The organism is Desulforegula conservatrix Mb1Pa (assembly GCF_000426225.1).
In the GTDB taxonomy this organism is placed as follows: Bacteria; Desulfobacterota; Desulfobacteria; order Desulfobacterales; family Desulforegulaceae; genus Desulforegula; species Desulforegula conservatrix.
In genome coordinates, this window is sequence record NZ_AUEY01000009.1 from 26566 (window position 1) to 53242 (window position 26677).

Below are 26677 nucleotides of genomic sequence, written 5' to 3' on the forward strand. Positions count from 1 at the left end.
CGGTGGTTTGTACGTCGAGGAGCTGACGACGTAGCCAACGCAGATAGCGCTTTGATATGGAATCGGAGCTACAGGAGAAAAACATGATAAAAATAAACAAAGAACCTCGTTATTTTACCGATCCGGATGAAATGGCGGATTACATAGTCCAAAAAACAGGAAAAGAAATTGCTTTCGGAACCCAGCTTGCCCTCGGAAAGCCGAACAACATAGTAAACGCGCTTTTCAGAAAGGCCAAAAACGATCCTGGAATCAAACTGAAAATCATGACAGCCCTTTCCCTTGAAACTCCAGTCAGCTCCAGCGAGCTTGAACACAGGATGCTTGGCCCCATAATAGAAAGAATCTGGGGCGGGTATGTTCCACTCGAATATGCGGCAGCGGCAAGAACTGGAAATCTTCCGCCTAATGTGGAGGTGAGCGAGTTCTTCTGCAAGGCAGGCGCGTTCATGGGTAATGATTATATGCAGCAGAATTATATCAGCACGAATTATACCTTTGCTGCCCGGGATGTCATTGCCCAGGGCGCCAATGTCGTCGGAGCACTGATCGGTAAAAAGGAAGTCTCCGGGAATACAAAAATCAGTCTTGGCTGCAATGGTGACACGACAATAGATCTCATTGATCTTCTCAGAAAAAAAGAGCGTGAGACCAGGATGAACAGTTGCGTCGTTGCCGAGGTCAATTCAACTCTACCCTTCATGTATGGAGACGCTCTTGGCGATCCTTCAATGTTTGACGCTGTTCTTGAAAATCCGTCCATTGAAACGCGGCTTTTCAGCATTCCAAGGGAAGCCGTCAGCACCGTTGATTATATGATAGGCCTTAATTCCAGCGCATTGATCCAGGACGACGGAACCATTCAGATAGGGATCGGCTCCCTTGGCGATGCAGTTGCCACGGCTTTAATTGCAAGGCAGAACAGGAATTCTGCCTATATAGATATTCTGGAAAGAAGCGGTGTTCTCGAAAACTCGGCTCAGATCATCGAGAAATGGGGCGCTACCGGAGTCTTTGAAAAAGGGCTTTATGGCTCTACGGAAATGTTTGTGGATGGACTTCTTCAGCTTTACAAAAATGGCATAATGAAGCGCAGATGCTATGATAATATTCATATCCAGAAACTTGTGAATGACGGCATTGGCGAAAACGGCGCCGTGACACCTTCCTTGCTTTGCGGCCTTGTCCAAAATGGCGCTATTGGGAAAATGCTTTCGACTGACGATTTTGACATGCTTGTGGAATATGGAATTTTCAAAAAAGGCCTGACCTTTGAAAGCGGTCATATAACAACTGATTCAGGATGTTATGAGGCTGATCTCGAAAACCCTGAAAACTTCAAAAAAATTGCGGAAAACTGTCTAGGAAACAAGCTTGAAAAAGGAGTCTGGATTCACGCAGGTTTTTACGCAGGCCCCCAGGATTTTTACGACACGATTCGCGATATGTCCGAAGAAGAGCGCATGCAGATCAATATGACCAGCGTGCTTAATGTGAATCAGCTTTATTCCAATAACAGGTATTCCAGCAGCGAGCTAAGGGTGCTTCAGAGGAAAAATTCCAGATTCATAAATACAGGACTCATGGTCACACTTCTGGGGGCAGTCGTTTCTGATGGCCTTGAAAACGGAAAGGTGATCAGTGGAGTCGGCGGTCAGTATAATTTTGTGTCCATGGCCCATGCCCTTGATGATGCGCGCGGAATAATAATGATAAGAAGCACAAGAGGAGAGGGCAGGAATATTGCCTCAAATATTGTGTTTAATTACGGGCATACAACAATTCCCCGCCATCTCAGGGATGTTGTTGTAACTGAATACGGAATTGCCGACATACGCTCAAAAAGCGACAGCGAAATCATTCAGGCGCTTCTGAATATAGCTGATTCAAGATTTCAGGAAACCCTGCTTAGTCAGGCCAAAAAGGCTCGGAAAGTTCCGGCTGGTTATATCATCCCTGAGAGATTCAGGAACAACACTCCTGAAAAACTGGAGAAAATTATTGCTCCATCCAGAAATGCCGGTCTTTTCCCTGCATTTCCGTTTGGCACTGATTTCACTGAAGAAGAGATTGTTCTCGGTAAGTCTCTAAGGGAATTCAAGGCCAATGCCAAAGAAAACAGGCTTTCCACAGCAGGCGGTATTATTGGTTCGTGGTTTTCCGCTCCTCCGTCAGGGGCAGGAAGATATCTCGAAAGATTGAAGCTCGACAGACCGAAAAGCATGAGGGAAAAACTCATGCAGAAAGTAGTGGTAAACGCTCTTCAGCTGTCCGGAGCGATATGATGGTTCAATTTGGCTCGGAAAAGATTCCGATTGAAAATCAAAGCAATCAGATTGAAGCCGAGGGCACTGTAAGCTGGTTCATTAAGCGCGGAAACATGCTGTTTGGTTATATTGAAAGCACTTGCGGGAAGGAGGTTTATTTTGACACCTCATCCCTGATGATGCCGGAGTGCGCTGATATATCCACAGGAGACAAGGTGCGTTTCGTTATTGTAAAAATTGATCTTGGTGACGGTGCCCGCAAGGTCAGGAAAATTGATGCTGGAACCACATATTCTGCCGGAAAAGTACTTTAGAAGTGTGATTGTTGCACACCGGCAGTCTCCATAGATTTTTTATTCTGTTTTGCCAAATAGTCCGAGCCTCCGCGGGCTGTTTTCTCCCCGAATTCATTCCCATGCTCAGAGCCGGTGGGAATGAATTTGCTTAAAAAATGAAAATCATCGATCAAAAGTCTGTAGTCTAATATCATCAAGACTTTTTCAGTGATAATTTCACAAGTGTTTTCATTTTTTTATATTGTTTCAAGCAGAGACTTGACCAGATTAGCAGTGGAAAATTGGCCGTCGGTGAGTTGCATGAATGGATGCTCGCCTCCGAAAATCTCTTTAACAATGTCATCAACTGATAAACCAGATGCTTTAAGTTTTTTAACCCTGATTGCAAGCCCAGATAAATAGTCTATATTGAGATATTATGCCCTGAAAGGGCGCAACATAAACACAGACTTTTCATTCGAATTGATATTTGTAACGCCCTTTCAAGGCTGTTTTAATATTTAGACGTTCCCATGGCTGGTGTGTAAAACTCCTTTGGGATGTTCAAAACCTTAACTAAATGGCATTGCAGCACAACCTGCATAAATTTCGATGTGATACCCCATATGAAAAAGCGTCGCATCTGAATCTATTGTTTTTAGAGTATGACAATTCAGGTACGACGCTGGATCGGTTCGAATAGGTCTGAAATATACCTACAGATGCTCTTTTACTTTTCTACCTTAACTGCTTTGCCAGGTTCGCCAACTGTTATTTTAATATCATCTCCGCTATCATAGATTTTTTCTGGTAAGGACAATGCATTGTCATCAACAGAAATGACTGTCAGAACCTTTTGTCTTTTGGAATAAATGGTAACGGTCTTTTTTGCCTTGTCTATGGCCGGAAATTTTTCGCCCACCACAATTTTATCCAAAGGCTGAATATTTTCTTTTTTTTCAACCAATTTGAAATCAATGGTTTTAAGCGAATTTGTAGTATCGTCGTAGTATTTAAGCTTGTTTTCGGTCAGATCAAGCTTGATTCTTTTTCCGTCCTTAACAGTGGTTCCTTCCGGCAATGAATATGTCAGTAACGGAAGCTGAAAGTCTGGCTTGGTCTTGTTATTATTGAAATCCTTGATGATGGAGATTGTGTTTTTTGTTTTATCATATGTCACGCACCTCCCGCTGACTTCTTCAGCACATGCAAAAGAGGCCATGAATCCAAGCAACGTAGCGGTCATGACAATGATTCGGCAGCTTTTTTTCATTTTTTTCTCCTGTTAGATTTACGGATTATTGGAAGAACTTATTTAAACAAAAATCTTGAGTCATAAAGTTTTTGCGGAGCTTTTTACAAAAAGCGACCCGCTGGCATTCGGATCAATGTCGGATTACGAGCAAAGGGCGCTCTAATCCGACGAATTGGCCTTTTTTACGGCAATTTAACCATACAAGGCAGCAACCCTGATATATAAGAATTGACGCCAGTTTACAAGCAAGGCCCAGCAAAGGCCAGTTCCATACTTAAGCAGTGCGACTAATTTGCTGCCTCAACTTCAGCAGGCTCAGTTGGTGCCTGGGCCTGGAATTCTGTCTTTTCTCTCCACCACATAGAATATGCTGTCAGGTTGTGATAACCATAGATTTTGCCAGGGGTTGGAATAAACAGTTCACAATCTTCCGATCTGGCTGTGCTGATAAGGGTTTCAATAGGTTCATCCCAGGCGTGGAGAGCAAGATTGAATGTTCCCCAGTGAATCGGCATCATGGTTTTTCCGTTCAGCATTTTATGGGCCTTGATGGCATTTAAAGGGCCGAGGTGAATGTCGCTCCATGCTTTGTCGAATGCTCCGATTTCAAGCATTGTAATGTCAAAAGGCCCGTACTTTTCTCCTATTGCGCTAAATCCTGGAAACATTCCTGAATCGCCGCCGAAATATACTTTTTTTTCTTTGCCCATGATAACCCATGACGCCCATAAGGTTGAATTTCTGTCAAAAAGGGTACGTCCTGAAAAATGGCGGGCAGGAGTAAGAGCAAGTGTGTGTGTATTTCCTAATTTTATTTCGTCCCACCACCTGTATTCATTTATCCTTTTTTCCGGCACTCCCCAGTCCCTGAAATGTTTTCCGACTCCATATGGCATATAAAAAGGAGTATCCGTATTGTTTGCGATGAACAGGATTGTTTCCTTGTCCAGATGATCATAATGATCGTGGGAAATAAGGATTGCATCAAGTTTCGGCAGATCTTTGAGTCTGATAGGCGCTTCAAAGAACCTTTTTGGCCCCATGAACGATACAGGCGAACATCTTCTGCTCCAGACAGGGTCAGTAAGAAATCTTTTACCTTCGATTGTCATGAGGACAGTGGAATGGCCAAGCCATGTTATCTGAAGGCCATCCCCTTGTTTTTTGTTCAATGCGTTCAGATCTGTAGAAAATGGACCGGGCGAAGTGTCAGGTATTCTTTTTGCGCCGCCTACGAAATAATCCATGAGCGCGCTGAATTTTGAGCGTTGGGGTGTATTCTGGTCAGTTTCTCCTGATTCATGACTTGGGCTTGATAGGCTGTTGTCCGTCGGAACGGGATGCTGGCAGGCCTGTATTACAGACAGAATTCCTGTTAAAAAGATAATTGCAGAAAAAAATGCCGGCCTTTTTTTCAAATATGTCCTCCTTGGGTTTTCTGTCCGGTTATTTGAGCAATGTTGTTGAAATAAGTCAATAGTCGGGTGCGTGGCGCTTTCCCACGCACCGTCTGCGTTATCCAATGGTGCGTGCAATTATTGCGCGCACCATAAGAGATCAAAGAACACCGGGGGAAGGGCGAACCTGACTGGTTTTTGCCTCTCTCATCCCGATATTATAGAAAAGATCTGTTTTGAAAGCCCCAATTTGAACCTATTAACATTGTTATGGATCATTCCCGAATAAAATTGGTTCTTACGACCTCTTCTTTAACCGGGAGCGCAACTCCTGCGTTTCTTCCGGCTTCCTTGCATTTCAGTAGCCATGCCATATTCCTTGCCAGCGTACGCATTATCTGGAGCCCTTCCAGGTCTTTTTTTACATCTTGAGGCTCCATTCCGTGAACCATATTCCAGTACTTTGATGAGACGACGGGCATCTCGGATATGGTGAAGTATTTGTTGAGCTGGTCAAATGCGGCGGTTGTACCGGCTCTTCTTGCTGACAGAACCGCCGCCGCAGGCTTCAAGTAAAACGCGTTTCTGCCTGACATCATATTCGAATAAAACACCCGATCCATGAAGGATGTCATGGCACCGCTTGCGGCCGCATAATGCACAGGAGATCCAAAGATGAATCCATCCGCATGAACTGCGAGATCAACGAACTTGTTGACCACGTCAGAAAAAGCGCATCGTCCGGTTTCCGCACATTTTTTGCAGGCTATGCAGCCAGCCAGAGGCTTTGTCCCAACCTGAAAAATTTGTGTTTCGATTCCCTCTTTGTTCAGCGTTTCTGCTACTTCTTCAAGAGCCGTGTAGGTACAGCCTTTTGCGTGTGGGCTGCCATTTACAAGAATTACATTCATGCTTGCCTCCTTATGTTTTTTTAAGACAGGCCATATCCGTTGGATACGGACTGAGCAGAGATGAATTTTCTGCTATTTCCCAGTTCTTTTAGCATATTCCGACGGATAACGATCCCCTGAAATTTCGATCATAGATAGTGCGTCGTTCAGATCTTTCAATTCCGGGTTTGTCAGCTCAATATTCGCAGCGCCCAGATTTTCTTCCATGCGCGCAAGCTTCGTCGTGCCGGGAATGGGAACGATCCACGGTTTTTGAGCCAGAACCCATGCGAGTGCTATCTGGGCCGGGGTTACGTTTTTGTCCCCTGCAATTTTTTTGACCATATTGACCAGAACCTGATTCGTATCAAGATTTTCAGGGGTAAAGCGTGGAACAATGCTTCGGAAGTCGGAACTGTCGAAGGTCGAGTTTCCGTCAAATCTTCCAGTCAAAAACCCTCTGCCGAGCGGGCTGAACGGAACGAAGCCGATCCCGAGTTCTTCGAGCGTTGGCAAAAGTTCTTCTTCAGGCTGTCGCCACATCATGGAGTATTCACTTTGTATTGCCGTAAGGGGTAAAGCTGCGTGTGCGCGCCGAATCGTCTGCACACCAGCTTCGGAAAGTCCCCAGTTTCTGACCTTGCCTTCGCTGATCAGATCCCGTATCGTTCCAGCCACTTCTTCAATCGGTACATCGGGGTCAACACGATGCTGGTAGTAAAGATCGATGACATCAATCCTGAGACGCCTGAGCGAGCCATCGACAGATGCTCTTATTCTATCAGGTTTGCTGTCAAGGATCTGTTTGCCGCCCTCTATTTTTATGCCGAATTTGGTGGCAATGGCAACCTTTCCCTTGAATGGGGCAAGCGCTTCACCCAGGAGTTCTTCGTTGGTAAACGGGCCGTAAACTTCGGCGGTATCGAAAAATGTGACACCCCGGTCAATAGCGCCATGGATCAGGGATATCATTTCGTTTTTGTCCGATGCCGGGCCGTAACCAAAACTCATGCCCATGCATCCGAGTCCGATGGCTGACACTTCCAGCCCGCTGTTTCCCAAAATACGCTTTTGCATGTTTTCCCCCTTTGCTTAAAATGCATCCCGCATGATTTGAAGTGCTTCGTCCTTGCCAATTGAAGTCAGGATACCCAGATTGCCTCTTTCCACAGCCTTTTCTGCCATGAAATCAAGATCTTCTTCCCTGACGCCCGCTTCACGGAGGTTTGCAGGCATTTTAATGGCTGAATAGAAAGCCTCCAGTCTCTTGACGCCTTCTTCAGCTGCCTTTGAGTCATCCGCCTCGCGTACGTCAAGAACATTCCGTGCAAACCGTGCGAAAATTGCCAAATATTGAGGGGCTATTTTCATTGTGTGACGCATCCATGACGGAGTCAAAAGTGCCAGAGTTACGCCGTGGGTCATGTCATATTTGCTTGAGAGTTCGTGTCCCATGCCGTGAAGAGGGAATGAAAAACCGGGTTTGCCGAGCATGAACTGGAATCCGGCGAGTGCCATGGAACTTGCCCACATGATGTTGGCGCGGGCGTCGTAGTCTTTTGGGTCTGCAAGAATTTTTGGCGCGTCTTCCAGCACGGCCATCATAACCCCCTCGTTCATGCGATCCTGAACCTTTGTATTTACATCAGGGGTAAAATACTGTTCCATGAGATGGCAGAGAATATCTGCTACACCTGCCATTGAATGGATTTCCGGCACAGTGAAGGTGTATTCAGGGTCAAGGATCGAAAACCTCGGATTGACGAGCGGGTGCAGGAGAACCATTTTCTTGTGATCTTCACCAACTGTGATGACAGCGCCCATATCCATTTCAGAGCCTGTTCCTGACATGGTAAGGATTGTGGCAATAGGAGCTGCTGCTGCAATATCGGACAATCCCGACTCATTCACAAAAAGATCTGTAACCGGGCCGTCATGCATTACTCCTGCGGCAATTGCCTTGCAAGCGTCCAGGGTGGATCCTCCTCCGACAGCCAGAATGAAATCACAGCCGTTTTCCAGGTATAGTCTGATGCCTTCCTCAACGCTTTCGACCCTTGGGTTGGGCATGATTCCGGAGAGCTCGATAAGGGTGATTCCGGCTTTGGCAAGCTGATCAATGACTGCATCGTAGATGCCGTTTGTTTTGATGCTTCCGCCGCCATAGGCCAGCAACACTTTTGAAGCTCCATGCGCATTGAGGGTCTCGCCGAGGATGCTTATCTGTCCTTTGCCAAAATATGCTGTGGTTGGGATACTGTAGATAAAATTATCCATTTCTGTTTTCCTTTCCGGTTGAATTTGACAATGTCGCAAAAAGTCCTATTGTCGTCATTTAGGCATAGGCCGGCATCCAAAACTATTTGATAATACTGGATGCCGGATCAAGTCCGGCATGACGCCGCCGCCTTTTTTGACTTTTTGCGAGTCGATCAAATTTTTCAGTTGATATAAAGTCTTTGCAAATCCATCATGCCCCATTTAGATCATCAGCTTTCTGTTTTGGTCTGCGGGGCTGCCGTTTGTTTTGTTGTTTTGATATATACACCTGTCCTCGAGATGCCCGGTAGATTGATCCTGTCTGATTCTTGCCTGATTGTCCGAAAGTTATGATAATGGTCTTGTGCAATGATCACTCTCTCTGTTAGCATGAAAAAGATTAAATATGGGAGGATTACAATGCATCGACAATATGTTGGACAGGCCAGTGAGTCAGGTGGTCTGGTATCAGCTCAGGTAGCTCTGGTGGAGAGTATTGCACGATTGACCGTTGATATGGGACAGCCTGATACTGCCATCCCTGCGCTTTCGCTCAGAAAGTGGGAAGCGCCAACCGAGCTGACAAGCTATATGCACGAACCGAGCATATGCATGATCGCCCAGGGTTCCAAACGGGTATTTCTGGGAGATGATATATATGTGTATGACGCTCATCATTTTCTGCTGACCTCGGTCAACCTGCCTGTAGTGGCCCAGATAACCGAGGCCAGCCCTGAGAAACCCTATCTGGGGCTTATGCTTAAGCTTGAGCATAGAGCGATAGCGAAACTGATGGTTGACAGTGATCTCCCATTGCCCCGTACCCAGCAGGCAAATCGTGGAATGGCTGTCACCAAGGTTTCGCTGCCCCTACTCAACGCTTTCCAGAGGTTGATCAATCTGCTTGATGAACCTGATGATATCCCGATTCTTGCGCCGCTTGTCCAGAGGGAAATCCTTTACCGGCTGCTTATGGGTGAGCAGGGGCTTCGGCTGCGACAGATAGCGGCTGTCGGAAGCCAGAGCCATCAGATTTCAAGGGCGATAGACTGGTTAAAGGATAATTTCACTGAACCGCTCAGGGTTGATGATCTGGCCTCTTACAGTGGTATGAGCACCTCGACCTTTCATCATCATTTCCGAGCGTTGACAGCCATGAGTCCTCTTCAGTTCCAGAAGTGGCAGAGGCTGCACGAAGCACGGCGGCTGATGCTCACAGAGCGCATGGACGCAGCGACTGCAGCTTTTCAGGTTGGCTATGAGAGCCCGTCCCAGTTCAGCCGCGAGTACAGCCGACTGTTTGGCGCTCCGCCGTTGCGGGATATCAAGGGGTTGCACCAGATAATCGCAGATGAAAGAGGTACGAACTCGCCTCTTAAGGGAAATCAAAAGTCAATGACGGCCGATTTAATGGCCTGAGGATTTTAGTTCAACCAAAGCAAGATGGTTTTGCAATAAGTCAGACAAAGACATCATCGTCATGCCGGACTTGATCAGGTATATGCTTATTTTCAAACACTTCTGGATTCAGGCCTTCGCCGGAATGACGGAAACCCGGCTTTTCAAACACATTTTTCTAATATTTTTATCCCGGATTTTTCCCCGTTTCATCTTCGCAATTTTTTTCAGCTTGTTTTGGGGCCTTTTTTTCTTCCTGTGTCAGATTTGATGGACTCGCAAAAAGCAAAAAAAGGCGTCGGCGTCATGCCGGGCTTGATCCGGCATCCAGTAATTTCAAATACTTCTGGATTCCGGCCTGCGCCGGAATGACGGTAATCGGACTTTTTGCGACCTTGTCAGATTTTGATAATCGCAAAATGGAATCTGATGTGAAAAAAATGCTTGCTCTCGACTTTAAAAATGTTCAATATGTTAATAATGAAATTATTGTTATTTATGATAAAAATAATCTGAATATACAAGAAGGTCACATGAGCGAACCCAAAATGTTCTACAGCATACCCGAAGCCGCGAAACTCTCCGGAGTAAGCCGCACTACCTTGTGGGGCTGGGTCAAATCGGGACAGATTAAAGCCCTTGTAACTCCTGGGGGGCATCACAGGATTATAAAGGAAGAAGTGGAACGAATACTCAAGGATAACCTGTCCCTGACCCAGTCAGCCAAGCATCAGAAAACCATTCTTATTGTGGATGATGATATTCAGATGAAGCTGATTCTCCAGATCACCCTTTCCAAAATGGGTTATTTTGTCGAGACAGCCAGCGATGGTTTTGATGCAGGCATAAAGGTTGCCGAACTCATTCCTGATCTTGTGCTTCTTGATCTTTTCATGCCGGGAATAGACGGATTTGAGGTTTGCAGCAGAATAAAGAACAAGAAAGAGCTTGCCCAGACAAAAATTCTTGCAATGTCAGGTCTCGATTCCCCTGAGAACAGAGATCGAATAATGAAGCTGGGCGCAGATTCTTTCCTGTCAAAAACAGCCGATGTTTCAGTCCTTGCCGCAGAGGTTAAAAAGCTTCTGGCAGATAATTAGTTTCGCTTTTTCATGTTTTGAAGAAAAGATTCTTGAAGAGGAATGGGAATATGTCTGAATCAAGCCTCAAAAAACCGGAGTCTATATTTTACAGAGCGTTTAATAACGAGAGTTTCAATATAATCATGTTTTTCAGCACGATTGATGAAGGCGTTTATATTGATGTCAACGAGGCTTTTGTAAGGGCAGTTGGTTTTCCAAAGCATGAAATCATCGGAAGAACGTCCGTGGAGCTTGGGCTAATGTCTGATAAAGACAGGGAAAGGATTAAAAAAAAACTTGCGGATAAAGGCCGACTCGAAAACTTTGAAGTTGAATTTCGAACAAATGAAAAAAAGATTCTCAATCTAAGCATGTTTGGGGAAATCGTTTCAATAGGAGGCCAGCAAAGTCTTTTTACAATCGTTCATGATGTTACCGAGCTTAAAAACGCAAAATCAGAACTTGAAAAGGAAAAGACTCTTCTCCAGGTGATTTTCGAATCGACCCCGGACGCCCTTGTGATTAAAGACCTGAATTCGGTATATCAGAAGGCCAATCCGGCTTTTTGCCGTTCTTCAGGAATTACGGAGGCCCAGGCAGTGGGAAAGACTGACTTTGATTTTTTCCCTGAAACAGAGGCCCTTAAATATCGTGCCGAGGATCAGGAAATAATAAAGACAGGCATTTCCAAGGAATTTGAGAGAAAATTCAGGCAACAAGACAATCTTGTGTGGTACCAGACCATCAAGACCCCGGTTATGAACTCCAGGGGCTCCATATCCGGTGTCCTGTGTTCAGTCCGGGACATCAGCAGAAAAAAGCGCTTTGATGAACTTCTTAACTCGAGGCTCTGCATCAGTAATTATTCCTTTTCAAGTTCCCTCCCCGAACTTTTCCAGAAGGTATTGTCAGAATCTGAGCGGCTGACCGAGAGCCAGTTTTCTTTTTTTCATTTTGTGGATGATATCAACAAAATGATTCATCTGAACACATGGTCTGAAAACGCTGTGAAGGTCTGTGCCATAAAAACGCATGAAAAATCATACGGCCTCGACAAAGCGGGGGTATGGGCAGATTGTGTAAGGGGCCGCAAGCCAGTGATCCATAATGACTATCCTGATCTTGATGCTAAAAAAGGGCTTCCTCCAGGGCATACCCATATAAGCCGTGAGCTTGTCGTGCCTGTGTTTGAGGGAGAAAAAATTGTCGCAACGCTCGGGGTGGGCAACAAACGTGCCGATTATGATCAGGTCGATGTGGAGGTGGTAACCGAGCTTGCCAAGATGGCCTGGGACATACTTGGCAGGAAGGAGGCTGAAAAGAGATTCGGCGAATCCCAGCGTGTTCTTAAAACCCTGATGGATAATCTACCCGGAATAGTATTCAGGTGCAGGGTCAGCTCTGAGCTAAAGCTTGAAGTTGAGTTCGTGAGTGATGGTTGCACAGCAATCACTGGTTATTCCCCTGATGAATTCACAACCGGCCAGGTCAATTTTTTTGACATAGTTCACCATGAAGATTCTGCGATGATTGCCAGGATGGTTCCAGGTTTTTTCAACAATAACCGGCCCTACGAGGTTGAGTTTAGAGTGATACATAGAAACGGAGCTTTCAGGCATCTCTGGGGGCGCGGCATAGCTGTTTCTTCCATGGAAGGGGCTTTTGTAACGATAGAGGGATTTATTTCGGATATTACAGAACTCCGAAGCAAGGATGCGGAGTTGCGGCGTTTTGCCTCGGCCATGCACCAGGTGGCCGATACCATTATAATCACTGATAAGAGCGGTGTTATCAAATATGTCAATCCATCATTCGAAAAGACCAGTGGATACGGCTGTTCCGAGGTGATGGGGAAAAAAGCCAAAGTCCTGAACAGGGGAGCGCTTGACGATGGTTTGCATAGGGATCTATGGTCAACCATTGAATCCGGCAGAATCTGGAGCGGCCGTTTCGTAAGCAGAAAAAAAGACGGAAGCCTTTATACTGAAGAGGCGACCATCTCCCCGGTATTTGATGACAATGGGGAAATAATCGAGTTTGTCGCTGTAAAAAGAGACATCACAAACGAGCTGAATCTTGAGGCCCAGATTTTTCAGTCCCAGAAAATGGAGGCAATCGGTGCCCTATCAGGCGGAATAGCCCATGATTTCAATAATATTCTTTTCCCTCTAATCGGTTTTTCTGATATTCTACAACAAGATCTTCCTGCGGACAGTCATTTGCAGGATTATGTCAGTGAAATACTCACGGCTTCTTTCAGGGCAAAGGAGCTTGTCAAGCAGATACTCGCATTCAGCCGTCAGTCAAAGGCGGGAAAAACGGTTCTTCGCATCCAAAACATTCTGGGCGAGGTGGTTCGTTTCTCAAGAGCAACACTTCCAAGCACAATTACAGTCAGAACTTTTATAAATACGAAATGCCGCCCTGTGCTTGCTGATTCAACCCAGATACACCAGATAGCCATGAATCTTGTCACAAACGCTCTCCATGCAATGGAGGAAAACGGCGGTGTTTTAACGATCGCCCTTGATGAGATCCAGATGGATAATGAACTTTCTTCAAATCTTTCAATAGAATCAGGTCTTTATATCCGTATGGCCGTATCGGATACGGGTTGCGGCATAGCTCCGGCCATTCAGGGCAGAATCTTTGATCCTTATTTTACAACTAAAGATAAAGGTACAGGAATTGGTCTGGCCGTGGTTCATGGGATCGTAAAGAGCCACGGTGGCAACATTGAACTTCAAAGCACTAAGGGAGAGGGAACTTCATTCGTTATTTATTTCCCATGCCTTATGGAAGACAGAAAGGATGCCCAAAAGGATTATATGGTTCCGACTCCTTGCGGAAGCGAGAAGATTCTTGTGGTTGATGATGAAGAGGCAATCGCAAGAATGGTCAGACAAATGCTTGAGCGCCTCGGATATACTGTGACTGTCCGTACAAGCAGCGCCGAGGCTTTCCAGCTTTTCAAAGACGATCCTTACAGATTTGATCTGGTTATTACGGATATGACCATGCCCAAAATGACAGGCGATCAGCTCTCTATGGGAATTAAGAAGATCAGAGCTGGGGTCCCTATCATAATATGCACTGGTTTCAGCGAGAAAATGGATGCAGACAAGGCAAGGATGCTTGGAATAGAGGGCTTTGTCTTAAAACCTATACTCCAGAATGAACTGGCCGTGAAGGTCAGGGAGGTTCTTGATAATAAAGAAAAATAGAAAATAGCTGCTAACTTATCGGGGAGGATAAGACTATGAAAATTAATGTCAGGTCAATAGAATTCAGGCTTCTTGTTATCAGTCTCTGTGCCGTGCTTTTCCCTTTGATGGTCGTGGGAGGGGTTTCCATATCGAAATCATCCCGTGCCTTGACCGCCGTCTCAGAAGAAAAGGTTCAGATATTGGCCCAGGATACGGCAAATCTTGTCCATAATATTCTAAATGCTGAGATGAGAATTGCCGCAACTTTTTCCTCAGCCCAGAACATCATGAAACACGTCGCCCTGATCAACCAGAACGGAATTGAGAAAGAAGCCGAATCAGTAAAAATCCTTTTTGAGAATATGAAACAAAAATTTACCCATATGGGTGATAATTATCAGGGGATTTTTGTCACTGATATCAAGGGCAATCTTTTGACAGGCGTACTTGAGGGCGGGGCCGAATACAAAGGCGTTAATATCGCTGAAAATGAGGAATTCAAAAAAGCCGTTTTAAATCAGAAAGATGTTGTCGGTGAAATGACTGTCTCAAAAGCAACCGGGAAATTGATTGTCATAGTTGTCTCGCCAATTAAATCTGAACAGGGGCAGATTGTCGGAGTTTTCGGGTCAGTTCTGAAAGCTGGATATTTTACAAGCCTTGTTTCAGACCGTAAGATCGGTAAAACAGGCTATGGCTATATGCTAAACGGAAAAGGCATTGTACTTGCCCATCCTAAACAGGAACATGTGCTTAAGCTGGATGCTTCGGCCATCAAGGAAATGGACAGCATCTCCAAGCAGATGCTTGCCGGACAGACAGGCGTTGAATCATATGTTTTTAATGGGGTTGATAAAATAGCCGGTTTCGCACCGGTCGGAATAAACGGGTGGTCAATAAGCGTGACCCAGGATTCCGATGAATTCCTTGAGGCGGCAGTCAGCATCAGGAATCTGACTTTGCTGGTTATTATATGTTCCATACTGATTGTTGGTACTGTCATTGTAATTGCTTCAAGATCAATAGTCAGGCCAATAAACAGCGCTGTTGAAGGTCTTAAGGATATTGCCCAGGGGGAAGGTGATCTTACCATGCGCCTTTCAGTAAATTCAAAAGACGAGGTTGGTGAACTTGCAACATGGTTCAATGTGTTCATCGAAAAACTCCAGGGAATAATGAAGGATATTTCAGGCGGTGTTCAGACCCTTGCCTCTTCGTCAACCGAGCTTTCAGTGATTTCAACCCAGATGAACAGAGGGATTTCGATAGTTACTGAAAAATCATCTGCTGTTGCTGCGGCATCCGAAGAAATGAGCGCAAGTATGCACAGCGTGGCGGCAGCCATGGAACAGTCATCCGCAAATACAAATATGCTTGCCACAGCTTCAGAAGAAATGTCCTCGACCATAAACGAGATAGCCAGAAACGCCGAAAAGGCGAGAACCATATCAAGCAATGCCGCTAAGAAAGCAACAAACGCCACTGAAAATATTGATCAGCTTGGGATAGCCGCAAAATCCATCGGAAAGGTTATCGAGACAATCACGGATATTTCTGAACAGGTTAACCTTCTCGCCCTGAACGCGACGATAGAGGCTGCAAGGGCTGGTGAAGCAGGAAAGGGCTTTGCTGTTGTTGCCAATGAAATAAAAGAGCTTGCAAGACAGACGGCAGACGCAACTCAGGACATCAGGGAAAAGGTCGAAGGAATTCAGGGAACAACTGCAATCACTGTCAAAGAGATAACTGAAATAACAGGTGTCATCGCTGAGGTTAACGAGGTGGTTACAACAATTGCCGCAGCAGTGGAAGAACAGTCAGCCGCCACAACAGAGATAGCCGGAAATGTCGCCCAGGTTTCCACTGGCATTCAGGAAGTCAATGAAAATGTCAACCAGAGTTCAGCGGCAGCTTCATATATTACGAAGGATATCGCTGATGTGAACGGATCTATGGCTGAAATGTCTAACAACAGCGCCCAGGTTGATGTAAGCGCCCATGATCTTTCAAAGCTCTCGGAACATCTCAAGCATATGGTTGATCAGTTCAAGTTGTAGCCGAAAGCAGATCATGATCATGCAGGACTTGAGCGAAATATAGGGCGCGTGGCGCTTTTTCACGCACCGTAATCATTTAAGGGTTTTTAAGGAGGGCGTTAGTGGACATATCTGGTCTTGGAGGTAAATATCTGACATTCAGGCTGGGCAGTGAAGAGTACGGGCTTGGCATAATGAAGATCCGTGAAATTATCGGCCTTATGCCCATAACCTCTGTCCCCCAGACGCCAATATTTGTAAAGGGGGTTATTAATCTGAGGGGAAAGGTCATTCCTGTAATTGATTTGAGACTAAGATTCTCCATGGATGAAATTCCCCATGATGATCGAACATGCATAATTGTACTTGATATTTCAAGTGTAAGCAGCAACCTTCTTATTGGGATAATTGTGGATTCGGTATCCGAGGTTCTTAATATCAGGGCAGAAGAAATTGAGGAAACGCCTGCGTTCGGTGTCAAGTTGAATACCGGTTATATCCTTGGCATGGCAAAATCTGGGGGAGGGGTTAAAATCCTCCTGGACATAGACCAGGTTCTTACTGAAGGAGAGGTCTGCGCGATTTCAGGACTCTGATATTATTTTGCTGATTTAAGCATATTTTTTACTTTTTATCATAGGGATTACGGAGGTTTGCATGTTCGCAAAAATGAAGCTTGGGGTTAAGATAGCCTGGGGTTTTGGATCGGTGATTTTTCTGGCTCTTGTTCTTGGTGGAATCTCGGTTGTAAGCATGACAAAGGCAAAAAATAATGCTGTAAGAATAGATGACCAGTATATTGAGGAAGTGGCCATATCGGGCCAGCTTGAGCGCAGAATTCAGCGCTATATGTTCAATATGCGTGGTTATGGTTTTACCGAAGAGAAAAAATATCTGGATCTTGCGATTGATGATCTGAAAAAGATCAGGGAAAGCATAGATATGGGCAAGAAGCTGTTTGAAAAGAATCCCGAACTCCAGGATTTTGGGAAAAACATATCTCTGGTTGCCTCCAAAATGGACGAGTATGAATCCCTTGCCAAAACGACATCAGATAGAATTGGCAATTTAAATGCTGTCAGAAAAAGCATGGATGAAGCTGCATCAGCATACATGAAACCCTGTTTTACCTATCTTGAGAATCAGAAAATTGCCACGTCAAAAGATATTGATTCTGATGCAGGCGGGGAAAGAATGCATGAGCGCCTCGACAAGATAATGGCAATAAACGAGATCATTGAAATAGGAAATTCCATCCGCATAGCAAATTTTAAGTCCCAGGCCTTGAGGGATATGGATGCCATTAAAGCAACAATGAAAAGCTTTGAGACAGTTGCAAAGAAAATTGGTGATTTACGGGCAACAACAAGGCAGGAAGTCAATATAAAACTCCTCGATTCAATTGAGGAATCAGCGGGTCAATATAAAAGAGCCCTTTCTGATTTCCTTGATAATTTGTCATCTCTTGCTGAAGTGGGAGATAAGCGTGTGGTGGTCGGCCTTGATGCCCTCGAGCTTGTCAGGGCTACAAGTGTATCTGCCGTTGATTCAACAAAGAAGGCGTCCGATTCTTCCGTCATAAATCTAAGGGCTTCGTCATTTGTTCTTGTTTCAGGTCTTTTGTTCGTATTCGCAGCCGGTGTTGTCCTGGCATTCATCATAATCAGAAGCATAACCAAGCCTATAAACAATGTCATTGCAGGGCTCGGCGAAGGCGCAAACCAGGTCGCGGCAGCCGCAGGTCAGGTGGCCAGTTCCAGTCAGTCTCTTGCTGAAGGCGCTTCTGAACAGGCTGCGTCACTTGAGGAAACATCATCCTCCCTTGAAGAGATGTCCTCCATGACCAAACGCAACGCAGACAATTCTGCCCAGGCTGATAATCTCATGAAGGAAGCCGGAGAGACTGTCAGAAAGGCGTCAATATCCATGTCCGCCCTCACGGATTCTATAAACGAGATATCGGATGCGAGCCGCCAGACCCAGAAGATCATCAAGACCATAGACGAGATAGCATTCCAGACAAATCTTCTGGCCTTGAATGCCGCAGTCGAGGCTGCAAGGGCAGGGGAGGCAGGAGCAGGCTTTGCCGTTGTCGCCGAGGAGGTAAGGAACCTTGCCCTCAGATCAGCAGATGCCGCAAAAAACACTGCCGCGATGATCGAAGACACGGTCAAGAAGGTGAATGACGGAAGTATTCTTCTTGATCAGACAAATACAGCTTTTGCTGAAATGGCTTCTTCGGCTTCAAAGGTCGGAGAGCTTGTCAGCGAGATTGCTGGCGCTTCAGACGAACAGGCCAAGGGGATAGAGCAGGTAAACCGGGCTGTTGCTGAGATGGACAAGGTAACCCAGCAGAATGCGGCCAATGCGGAGGAATCTGCCAGCGCATCGGAAGAATTGAGCGCCCAGTCAGAGCAAATGATGGATTTTGTCAATCAGCTCATAATCCTGATAAGAGGAGAAGGCAGTTCAATGCATATGAACAGGCCATCAAGGCCAAAATCTGTTTCGATTTCCCATAATATGAAGCGCCCCATGCTTTCCTCCTATTCGCCTGTAAAGGGGGCCTCCGGAAAATCCGGTCAGGTTCTTTCAGGCAGGGGCAGGGAAATAAGGCCTGAGGATGTTATTCCGCTTGACAATGACGACTTTGCCGAGTTTTAGTCACAATTTAAAGGCTCCGCATTCCTTATGAATTCTGAAACATAAAATAAGGATAGGTTCCCTAAAAACTTCACGTTTTATTATTATCAGACGCAAATGCCCTAAAGTTCTGCATGCTTTGGTTAATTATCTGAAAGTTTTTGCGGAGCTTTTTTCAAAAAGCGACCCGCCTGCATGCGGATCGATGTCGGATTACGAGCAAAAGACGCTCTAATCCGACCTGCGAATTAATCTTTTTTATGGCAATTTAACCATGTAAGTCTCTGCTTTTTATTGAAGATATTGGTTTGTTGTCGGGTTGGTAAAATATTCCGCATTTAACGGAAACAGAGTCTAAAAGAATGAGTGTTTCGGCGTTAAGTATTATTGCTGATCTTTTTTTCAAAAAAAGCGGACACCTGAGGTCAATGCTTATGGCCTCGCAATGAAGATGGCAAAACAGATATAAATAAAGTCACATACAGGAACAGCTAAATGGTAATTGCAAAAAGAATAAGGCGGGAATCCGAGAAATTTCTTGGAGTGATTTCAAATGCCAGCGCCTCGGACATCCCCGCCCTCGGCAAATGCCTTAATTTTATGGATAATCTTCCTCTTCACATCCTGCCCGAAGATCATCCCGTGCGTGAGGTCGTTCCTGTGATAAAACGGTATATAGAGAGGCTGATTTTTGAAGAGGAAAAAGACATAGATTTCCTTGTATCCTGTGTCGAAAAATTCTGCTTCACAGATGATTATAACGAAAAAAACATCAGGGATATTCTGGCCGGTCTTGCTCTTAAAAATGAGCCTGACTGGTTTTCAGACATGGATACCGATGTTTCCTCTTCTCCTGAAAATACTGCAAACGGCCAGGATGTGACAGACGAAGACCAGCAGATAGTCTGTGAGTTTATTACCGAGTCCCTTGACAGCATTGACGCTCTGGAATTCAGCCTTGTCGCCTTTGAGGAAAATCCTGGTGATTCGGATGTGATAAATGCTATTTTCCGGATTTTTCATACAATCAAGGGGGTTTCAGGTTTTCTTAATCTGAATGAAATAAACTCCCTTTCCCATTCAACGGAAAACCTCCTGGACGAAATCAGGCAGGGCAGTATCAGGGTCGCAAAAAAAGTCATAGATGTAATATTTGAGTCTGTCGATACTTTAAAAAGAATGATTCTTGAGATTAGGGATAATATTGAAAGCGGCTCTCCATGGACAAGCAGCGCGATCAGTATAAAGGGGATCAAGCACAAGATAGCCGCCATTTTGCAGGCATCGGGCGAGTCTGATGACATGCCCATAGGCGAGATTCTTGTGGTCAAGGGCATAGTAAAAAAAGAGGATCTCGATGAGGGGCTTGAGATTCAGAAAAAGAATCCTGGGAAAAAGCTCGGAGAAATTCTTGTTGAGAATAAAAAGGCTGATGCCGAGGCAGTCAGTCTGGCTGTAAAAAACCAGGAGAGAGAAAGAAGCCAGGCCTCAAATCAGGTTTCAAGCCAGGTGAAAATTGACACATCAAAACTTGACAGTCTGGTGGATCTGACAGGGGAGCTTGTAATAGCCCAGTCCATGATGAGGCAGTACAGCCAGAAATATATGGATTCAGACCCCCAGTTCTATAAATTCATAAGCCAGCTATCCTCTTCTGTCTCAGGGATTCAGAAAATAGCCATGAACATGAGGATGGTGCCAATCAGAAGCACTTTTCAGAAAATGGTCAGGGTTATCAGGGATCTTTCTAAATCATCGGGCAAGGAAATCATTCTTCAGATGACAGGCGAAGAAACCGAAATCGACCGCAATATGGTTGACGCCCTTTACGAGCCAATGGTTCACATGATCAGAAATTCGGCTGACCACGGTCTTGAGCTTGCTGATGAACGGGTAGCGAAAGGCAAAACACCTTATGGGACAGTCTTTTTAAGGGCTTTTCATAAAGGCGGCAATATTGTCATTGAGATTGAAGATGACGGCAGGGGGCTGAATAAGGGAAAAATTACAGAAAAAGCTGTTTCAAAGGGACTCATACAATCCTCTGAGAATATGACCGACGAGCAGATATATGGTCTCATTTTCGAGCCCGGATTTTCGACCGCCAGCTCAATCACTGACATTTCCGGCAGAGGTGTTGGAATGGATGTTGTGAAGCAGTCCATCGAAAAAATGAAAGGGCATATTTCCATAGATTCTGTTGAGGGAATGGGTTGCACCTTCACCATGGCCCTCCCTCTGACCCTTGGCATAATCGAAGGCATGGTTATCAGGTCAGGGACTGAAAAATATATTATTCCAACGCTGTCAGTTCTCGAATCTTTCAGGCCTGATAAAAATGATTACAAGACTTCTTTTGAGCGCGGGGAAATGCTTCTTGTGAGGAATTCCCTGATCCCTTTTGTGAGGCTTGGCAGCATTTTCGGAACAAAGTCTGATATTGAGAATCCCTGGGACGGCATTGTAATTGTTATTGAGAACAAGGGCAGGAAGATAGGCCTTTTTGTGGATGATATTCTCGGAAAGGATGAATTTGTAATCAAATCCCTTGGTGATGTTTTCAGGGGGATAAAAGGCATTGCCGGCGGTTCGATAGTGGCTGATGGCAGAGTTGCCTTGATAATGGACGTATCAGGACTGTTTGATAAGGTTTTTGATTAGTGAGTTACAATGCCGCAAAAAATTATTTTCGCCATTATAGAGAACGTCTGAATACATATAACCGTATTCAGACTCGTTAAACGTCATGGCAGGTTCGTAAAAAAACAGGATCTGGCCATAACCCCAATTTTTCTCAATATATAAAGAGTCAACAATGTCAAGAATCCCGCATGATCTTTTTCTTCTTATGCTTAACCTTTCCCAGCTTGATTCCGAGGAGGTTATCAAGGAACTGTTCATCGAGGCAATAATAGACTGGACAGGGAACAAACACCTCGGATTCAGCTGTAATAAAGAAAAGCACGAAGGTTTTTTTCTTGAGATTGCCACCCCTGACTATAGTTTTGGCGGTATAAACTTCGACAAAAATGACCTGGGTGACGACGATTTTTTTGTTCTAAAAAATGTCGCCACCACTCTTGCCGTGATTTTAGACAGTCTAAGGAACAAGAGGCTAATCGAACAGGAAAAACGAACACTCGAAGCAATGGTTCAGAAAAGAACCGAGGAACTTAAAAAAATCAATCAGGAGCTTATGTCCGAGATTATGGACAGGGAGCTCTATGAACAGCAGCTTATTGAAAAAGAAACCAGATACAGGGAGATTGTCGAGAACATCAATGATGTCCTTTTTACAATGGATAGCCAGGGAGTCATTACCTATATAAGCCCTGTGATCCGTAAAATTACCGGATATGCTCCCGAATACATAATCGGAAACGATTTTATCCGGTTCATTTACCCTGACGACCGTTTAAGGATAGACAATAAATTTAAGAACGCCGCAATCGAAGGCGTTTTTATAACAAAATTAAGGGTCGTGGGTCAAAATGGTAAAATCCGCTGGCTGAGAGCTTCTGTAAAAACCATAACTGAAGGCTGTCATCTTAAGGGATTCAGGGGCCTTTTGGCCGACATTACTGATATCAAGGAACTCGATGACAGGCTTGAGCTTATTGCCCAGAATATTGACGAGGTTTTATGGATAATTGATGCTGAAGGAACCCACCTTACTTATATTAGTCCTTCGTATGAGAAAATCTGGGGCTACAGCAGCAAGGCTCTTTATGAAAATTTGGCTTCATTTATAGATTCTGTCCATCCCGAGGACCAGCCAAGAATTAGAAATGAAATCAAAAAAGTTATGGAAACAGGCTATTTTGACGGTGAGTGCAGAATTGTCCGGCCTGATGGCGAGACCAGATGGATGTGGGTGAAATCTTTCCCCTTAAAGAACAGCAATGGTGAAATTATAAACAGGATAGGTCTGGCAAGGGATCTCACAGAAAAAAAACAGACCGAACTGAAGTATTCGGCCATCATCCAGACATCCCTGGTCGGATTTTTAATTATAGACATAAAGTCTGGCATACTCGAAGCCAATGACGCTGCCTGTTCCATGACAGGATATTCCAGCGCAGAGCTTCTCGGAATGAATATTTCATCAATAGAGGCAAAATACAGCCACGAAATGGTTGTCGAAATGCTCGCGGATGTCAGCGCAAAAGGCTGGGGGCGTTTTGAGAGCAGGCTAAGATCCAGGGACGGAAGAGTCATTGATGTAGATGTCAGTGTAAACAATCTTCCAACCGAGAAGAACAGTTTTGTGGTTTTTGTCCGTGACATAACTGAAAAAAAACAGCTTGAGGAACATGTTATACAGGCCCAGAGGATGGAGTCCATTGGAAGGCTTGCTGCCGGAATAGCCCATGATTTCAATAATCTTCTGTCTCCCATACTCGGTTATACGGAAATGATGATGCTTTCATCTCAAGGGGAGAGTGCTCAAAGGCCTATGCTGGATGAAATTAAAAAAGCGGCTGAAAGGTCAAAGGATCTTATCAGGCAGCTGATGGCATTCAGCAGGAAGCAGGTCATTGAAACAAAAAATACAAGCTTTCCAGGCATTGTTGACGGCTTTTATAAAATTTTGAGAAGAACCCTTCGTGAAAACATAGAAATTAGAACAGTTCATAACAGCACCGGCGCATCCATCATTGCGGATATCGGCAAGATCGAGCAGATAATAATGAATCTTGCTGTTAATGCCCAGGATTCGATGCCTGAAGGCGGAACGCTTGTGATCGAAACAGGCTCTGTTTTTCTTGATGATGCCGAGGCTGCGATGATTTCAGGCCTTGTTCCTGGCAGATATGCGACTCTTTCTGTTTCTGATTCAGGGTTCGGTATGGATGCGGAAACGCAGAAGAAAATTTTCGAGCCGTTTTATACCACTAAGGAAGAGGGCAGTGGCACAGGACTTGGACTTGCCACGGTCTATGGAATATCGAGCCAGCATGACGGAGGTGTGGCTGTCCATAGCGAGCCGGGTAAAGGATCTGTTTTTGTGGTATATATTCCCCAGAGGAAAAATTTCCTGCCTGAAGGCGAATCTGAGCATGGGGATCAGGTGGTTTTATCCGGAGCAGAGGACGGAGCCACCGTTTTGGTAGCTGAAGATGAGGAGATTACAAGAAAGGTGGTTTTGAACATTCTGACAAGCCTTGGCTACAATGCCATTTGTGCCTCAAGCGGTGAAGAATGTCTTTTTATGATGGAAGATAGCTGTTTTGCAGGGAAGGTCAGGCTATTATTGTCTGATGTTATAATGCCTGATATGAAAGGCCCCGATCTTTTTAAAAAGATCAGGGAAAAGCATCCTGAAATGAAGGCAGTTTTTATGTCAGGCTATCCTGAGGAGTCCATGAAAATTCATGGTTTCAGGATGGATGATTATGAATTTATCCAGAAACCGTTTTCAGTAAAAGACCTTGCTTCGAAGGTGAGGAGCATCCTTAATAAAAACAGGGATGACTGATGGAAACTGCCAAAATAAAAAAGCAACCCTCTGTAAGCCATGAAAATCGATGCTCTATTGACAAATTTGTAGGTAGGATTAGAGCGTTCTTTTACCGTAATCCGACATTTATCTTCAGATGATCCCCAGCTTCTCTTTCAGAAAATCAATCTGCATCAGAATGTTTTTTTCGAAATATTCACCTTTATAAAGTTCAAAATGCCCAACAGGAAGTAGTTCCAGTCTGCAATCCTTGATTTTTTTAGCAGTTCTTCTTACAGCCCATAAAGGAATCAGAGTATCTTTTTCAGCCGCGACTATCAGCACCGGAGCCTTGATATTATTGGCCTCGGCAACAGGGCGGTAAGTTCCGACCGTGAGCATGATTCTGGCTGGAACATCAACATAATCCTTAAGTGAACAGTCTTCAGGAATAAGCGATTTATAACCTTCGTAACTGTCATGGCTTATAAGACACGCAATTCCTGTTTCGCTGACAATGGGTATTGTGACAGCTGATCGGCCCAAAGTTGAAGCTATGCTATCAGTTATTGCCAGATACATGGCCTGCGGAATTTTACTAAAAGGAAATAACAATGAACTGGCCAATCCATCCACATGGGGAACCTGGGCCACTGCCGCTGCTATGTCTTTTCTTCTCGATGCAATAGTCAGAACATGACCACCAGCAAAAGATGTTCCCCAGAGAGCAATGCGAGATGCATCAATTTCAGGAAGGGTTTTTGCGTAATCAATAGCGGCCCCGAAATCCTCAAGATGACGTTTGGCATCGACCAGAGATCGAGGTGATCCTTCTGAATCACCGAAACCTCTGTAATCAAATAATAATACAGCCATGCCTGCGTCTACGAAGCGTTCCGCAAAAGAAGGAAGCACGAATTTACGAAGGCCTCCGAATCCATGTCCCATGACAAGAACTGGCGGTTTGGAATCTGATTCAGGCATGTAAAGATCGCCCCTCAGTTTATCTGATCTGACGGTAAATTCGGCACTCTTTATGAAATATTTCATTTTCTGCTCCTATAATTCCATTTTTAAATCAAAGATGAAATCAAGGCGGCAAGGAGGAAGCGACGCAAACGTACGTGGTTTGTACGTTGAGGAGCTGACGACGATGCCAACCTGATTACTGTAATGAGATAGCGCTTTGATTTAGAATTGGAATAAGACCAAATCTAAACATCCGCAAGAGCCCTGAAATTACCAGGGCTCTTGTCAGAAATCAAAAATATAGATTCGAAATTCAATTATTTTGATCACATCCCCATGAATTTCTCATTAAGTTTGGTTCTGTTGCCAAAGGCAAGAATCCTGTAGAAAATTTCCGGGCAAAGGCGTTTGAAATACCAGACAAATTTGCCGTCTAACTGGGTTATCACATAAAGCCTGTTTTTAAAGACTGAACGGATAATATGTGCTGCGATATCTTCTGCGGAGTATCTCGATCTTTTGAAAAATGTTTCGGCCATTTTTTTCTGGCGTTCGTCAGGAGATTGAAAAGACTCCATAAGATTGGTTTTGAAAAAGGTGGGGGCAACCACTGATACGCCAATTTTTTTTGGAGAAAGTTCGGATTTCAGGGTTTCAGAGAGGGATATGACAGCCGCCTTTGTTACATTGTAACAGCTCATTTCAGGCAAACAGGCTATTCCTGCGTTTGATGCCACATTTACTATATGGCCGCCTCCCTGGGCCTCGAGCATAGGGATAAAAATCCTGCACGATGTAATGACGCTTTTCAGATTGATGTCTATTATGCGATCCCATTGTTCACCGGATATTTTTTCCATAAAACCGGCTGTCGCTATTCCTGCGTTGTTTACCAGGATATCTATGCCTCCCCAGTCCTCAAGGACTTTATCGGCAAGAGCCTGAATGTCTTCTGACTTTGACACATCACAGTGAAAAGTCATTGCGCAGCTGCCTTTTTTTACAACAAGCCTTGCAGTTTCTTCAGCCCTTTCATCATTGATATCGGCCACACATACTTTCCAGCCCATTTCAGCGAATCCAAGACAAAGCGCGCGCCCAAGGCCAGAGCCTCCGCCTGTGACCAATACCCGTTGTTTTGCGAATTTTTTCATATTATCCCCTGATTTGGTTTTTGATAAAGAAGCCGCGCGGGTCGCTTTTTGGAAAAAGCTCCGCAAAAACTTTAGAATTAAAAAGAAAAGCTATGCAAAAAAAAGAGCTGAGAACTAACTATTATAACTGTCTTTAAAGCTTTTTATGTATACTCCCACAAACGCAATGTCGTCGAATTAGACGTAGGTCGCGCTGAGGCGTCCTTTGCCGAAGCTCGACTGGGACGGTAGGTCTAATTCCCGTCTCATGTTGGGCTTCGCTGAAGCTCAGCACAACTTACATATTCTTATTTCAACAACATTGCAGCACACACAAGCTTTTCAGGTTTTGGAGTTGAGCCGGTCAAGATGATTTCCAAGCTTCAGGCTCCAGCTTTTCAGTAAAAAAGGGATACAGCATAACAAG

The 26677-nt window shown here is 44.7% G+C and carries 17 protein-coding genes; 10 read left to right on the forward strand and 7 right to left on the reverse strand.

Annotation, left to right across the window (positions count from 1 at the left end):
* Positions 1–83: 83 nt before the first annotated feature.
* Together K245_RS0105600 and K245_RS0105605 are read left to right on the forward strand one after the other, a co-directional pair.
* Positions 84–2285: an acetyl-CoA hydrolase/transferase C-terminal domain-containing protein gene (locus K245_RS0105600; RefSeq protein WP_035276564.1), complete on the forward strand. Its 2202-nt coding sequence runs from the start codon at positions 84–86 to the stop codon at positions 2283–2285.
* A complete protein-coding gene (locus tag K245_RS0105605) occupies positions 2282–2581 on the forward strand; it encodes a cold shock domain-containing protein (RefSeq protein ID WP_084156140.1) in 300 nt (99 codons plus the stop codon). Before K245_RS0105600 ends, K245_RS0105605 begins: the two co-directional genes overlap by 4 nt.
* A 691-nt stretch (positions 2582–3272) precedes the next feature.
* Here the strand turns inward: K245_RS0105605 and K245_RS0105615 are convergent.
* From K245_RS0105615 to K245_RS0105635, 5 genes are all read right to left on the reverse strand, one after another.
* The gene (locus K245_RS0105615) at positions 3273–3815 is read right to left on the reverse strand and encodes a DUF4881 domain-containing protein (protein WP_027358514.1); all 543 of its coding nucleotides are present in this window, start codon (positions 3813–3815) and stop codon (positions 3273–3275) included.
* A gap of 269 nt (positions 3816–4084) precedes the next feature.
* Entirely contained in the window at positions 4085–5215 is a 1131-nt protein-coding gene (locus K245_RS23235) for an MBL fold metallo-hydrolase (protein WP_051283905.1), read from the reverse strand.
* 254 nt (positions 5216–5469) lie between these two features.
* Positions 5470–6105: a flavodoxin family protein gene (locus K245_RS0105625; RefSeq protein ID WP_027358515.1), complete on the reverse strand. Its 636-nt coding sequence runs from the start codon at positions 6103–6105 to the stop codon at positions 5470–5472.
* A 72-nt stretch (positions 6106–6177) separates the two neighbouring features.
* Positions 6178–7161: an aldo/keto reductase gene (locus tag K245_RS0105630; protein ID WP_027358516.1), complete on the reverse strand. Its 984-nt coding sequence runs from the start codon at positions 7159–7161 to the stop codon at positions 6178–6180.
* Positions 7162–7176: 15 nt separating this feature from the next.
* Positions 7177–8361 carry an iron-containing alcohol dehydrogenase gene (locus K245_RS0105635; protein ID WP_027358517.1) on the reverse strand — a complete coding sequence of 395 codons (1185 nt, stop codon included), beginning with the start codon at positions 8359–8361 and terminating at the stop codon, positions 7177–7179.
* 402 nt (positions 8362–8763) lie between these two features.
* Between K245_RS0105635 and K245_RS23240 the strand changes: the two genes are divergently transcribed.
* From K245_RS23240 to K245_RS26385, 8 genes are all read left to right on the forward strand, one after another.
* Entirely contained in the window at positions 8764–9762 is a 999-nt protein-coding gene (locus K245_RS23240; protein WP_084156141.1) for an AraC family transcriptional regulator, read from the forward strand.
* A 347-nt stretch (positions 9763–10109) separates the two neighbouring features.
* Positions 10110–10841: a response regulator gene (locus K245_RS23245; protein WP_035276566.1), complete on the forward strand. Its 732-nt coding sequence runs from the start codon at positions 10110–10112 to the stop codon at positions 10839–10841.
* Between the two features lie 50 nt (positions 10842–10891).
* The gene (locus K245_RS26380) at positions 10892–14047 is read left to right on the forward strand and encodes a PAS domain S-box protein (protein WP_051283906.1); all 3156 of its coding nucleotides are present in this window, start codon (positions 10892–10894) and stop codon (positions 14045–14047) included.
* 35 nt (positions 14048–14082) lie between these two features.
* On the forward strand, positions 14083–16086 hold the full coding sequence (locus K245_RS0105660) for a methyl-accepting chemotaxis protein (RefSeq protein ID WP_035276568.1): 2004 nt from the start codon (positions 14083–14085) through the stop codon (positions 16084–16086).
* Positions 16087–16187: 101 nt separating this feature from the next.
* Positions 16188–16661: a chemotaxis protein CheW gene (locus tag K245_RS23255; RefSeq protein WP_051283907.1), complete on the forward strand. Its 474-nt coding sequence runs from the start codon at positions 16188–16190 to the stop codon at positions 16659–16661.
* A 61-nt stretch (positions 16662–16722) separates the two neighbouring features.
* The gene (locus tag K245_RS0105670) at positions 16723–18729 is read left to right on the forward strand and encodes a methyl-accepting chemotaxis protein (RefSeq protein ID WP_027358519.1); all 2007 of its coding nucleotides are present in this window, start codon (positions 16723–16725) and stop codon (positions 18727–18729) included.
* A gap of 474 nt (positions 18730–19203) precedes the next feature.
* Positions 19204–21369, forward strand: a complete 2166-nt coding sequence (locus K245_RS23260; protein WP_051283908.1) for a chemotaxis protein CheA — start codon at positions 19204–19206, stop codon at positions 21367–21369.
* A 154-nt stretch (positions 21370–21523) separates the two neighbouring features.
* A complete protein-coding gene (locus tag K245_RS26385; RefSeq protein WP_051283909.1) occupies positions 21524–24187 on the forward strand; it encodes a PAS domain-containing hybrid sensor histidine kinase/response regulator in 2664 nt (887 codons plus the stop codon).
* A 114-nt stretch (positions 24188–24301) separates the two neighbouring features.
* Here the strand turns inward: K245_RS26385 and K245_RS0105685 are convergent, their stop codons facing one another.
* Positions 24302–25198, reverse strand: coding sequence for an alpha/beta hydrolase (locus tag K245_RS0105685; RefSeq protein ID WP_051283910.1), 897 nt, complete (start codon positions 25196–25198; stop codon positions 24302–24304).
* Between the two features lie 245 nt (positions 25199–25443).
* Positions 25444–26271 (reverse strand): SDR family oxidoreductase, encoded by an 828-nt coding sequence (locus K245_RS0105690; RefSeq protein WP_027358521.1) that lies wholly within the window; start codon positions 26269–26271, stop codon positions 25444–25446.
* Positions 26272–26677: the final 406 nt, after the last annotated feature.